Genomic DNA, 1,672 nt, shown 5'->3' on the forward strand with positions numbered 1-1,672 from the left:
CGTCGTCTGGATAACGAACGCATGGGCCAGGTCGCGAGCAAACTGGCGGGTGACAAAATCAGCGAAAAAATCGATGAGAAGCTCGGCGACAAGGTCAGTCCTGAATTGAAAGACGCATTGAAGGGGCTGTTCAAGCGATGAGAGCCGAGCAGTTTTCATCGGCGGTGCTGGACTGGTATGACCGCCACGGCCGCCACGATTTGCCTTGGCAACAGGGCATCACCCCGTATCGGGTGTGGGTCTCGGAAATAATGTTGCAGCAAACCCAGGTCAGCACCGTGCTCAATTACTTCGACCGTTTCATGGCCTCGTTGCCAACGGTCGAAGCCCTGGCCGCCGCGCCGGAAGACGAAGTACTGCACCTGTGGACCGGCCTGGGTTATTACACCCGGGCGCGCAATCTGCAGAAGACTGCGAAAATTGTCGTCGCTGAATACGGCGGCGAGTTTCCCCGGGATGTTGAAAAGCTGGTTGATCTGCCAGGCATCGGGCTATCCACGGCCGGCGCCATCGCCAGCCTGAGCATGGGCCTGCGGGCGCCGATCCTCGACGGCAACGTCAAACGCGTCCTGTCGCGCTTTACCGCGCAAGAGGGTTACCCGGGGGAGCCGAAGGTCGCCAAACAGCTCTGGGCCAACGCTGAGCGCTTTACACCGCATGATCGGGTCAACGCCTACACCCAGGCGATGATGGATCTGGGCGCCACGCTGTGTACCCGCAGCAAGCCGAGTTGCCTGCTCTGCCCGCTGCAACAGGGTTGCGAAGCGCACATGCTCGGCCTGGAAACCCGTTACCCCATCCCCAAACCGCGTAAAACCGTGCCACAGAAGCGCACGCTGATGCCCATGCTCGCCAACGGCGAAGGTGCGATTCTGCTTTACCGTCGCCCTTCCACGGGCCTGTGGGGCGGTCTCTGGAGTTTGCCGGAGCTCGATGACCTCGACGACCTGCAACACCTGGCCTCGCAACACTCACTGGAACTGGGCAGCCAACAAGCGCTGGCGAGCCTGGTGCACACCTTCAGTCACTTTCAATTGTCCATCGAACCCTGGCTGGTCCGGGTCCAGGAGTCTGGCCATCACGTGGCCGAGGCCGACTGGCTCTGGTATAACCTCGCCACCCCGCCGCGCCTGGGCCTTGCCGCCCCGGTCAAAACCTTGCTCGAACGCGCGGCCGCCGTATTGAACGCAGGAGAGTCGTCATGACCCGCACCATCATGTGCCGCAAGTACAAAGAAGAATTGCCCGCCCTCGAACGCGCCCCCTTCCCGGGCGCAAAAGGCCAGGACATTTTTGACCACGTCTCGGCCAAGGCCTGGGCCGACTGGCAAAAACACCAGACCCTGCTGATCAACGAAAAACGCCTGAACATGATGAACGCCGAAGATCGCAAATATCTTCAGGGCGAGATGGACAAGTACTTCTCCGGCGAGGATTACGCCAAGGCTGACGGCTACGTTCCGCCAGCGGAATAATCCCGATTTCTCGGGGGTCGGATCGTAAGCGACGGTAATAATTAAAATTTTTTTCAAAACTTTCTTGACGACCCCCTGAAAAACCAGTTTAATGCGCCCCGTTGCCCAGATAGCTCAGTCGGTAGAGCAGGGGATTGAAAATCCCCGTGTCGGCGGTTCGATTCCGTCTCTGGGCACCAAATACCGAAAACCCTGAAT

3 protein-coding genes and 1 tRNA gene are annotated in these 1,672 nt (G+C 59.3%); all 4 read left to right on the top strand.

Going from position 1 to position 1,672, the window contains the following annotated elements; all coding sequences use genetic code 11:
• Positions 1-141, top strand: a 141-nt coding sequence (locus AC1DRJ_RS26765) for a hypothetical protein (RefSeq protein WP_477804805.1), incomplete at its 5' end; no start/stop codon positions are given.
• Positions 138-1,205 carry an A/G-specific adenine glycosylase gene (mutY, locus tag AC1DRJ_RS26770; protein ID WP_477804804.1) on the top strand — a complete coding sequence of 356 codons (1,068 nt, stop codon included), beginning with the start codon at positions 138-140 and terminating at the stop codon, positions 1,203-1,205. The genes AC1DRJ_RS26765 and mutY, both read left to right, overlap by 4 nt.
• Positions 1,202-1,474, top strand: a complete 273-nt coding sequence (locus tag AC1DRJ_RS26775; RefSeq protein WP_007949047.1) for an oxidative damage protection protein — start codon at positions 1,202-1,204, stop codon at positions 1,472-1,474. Before mutY ends, AC1DRJ_RS26775 begins: the two co-directional genes overlap by 4 nt.
• Before the next feature lie 103 nt (positions 1,475-1,577).
• Positions 1,578-1,653, top strand: a tRNA-Phe gene (locus AC1DRJ_RS26780).
• Positions 1,654-1,672: the final 19 nt, after the last annotated feature.

The sequence above is a fragment of the Pseudomonas sp. P5_B2 genome (assembly GCF_056400445.1).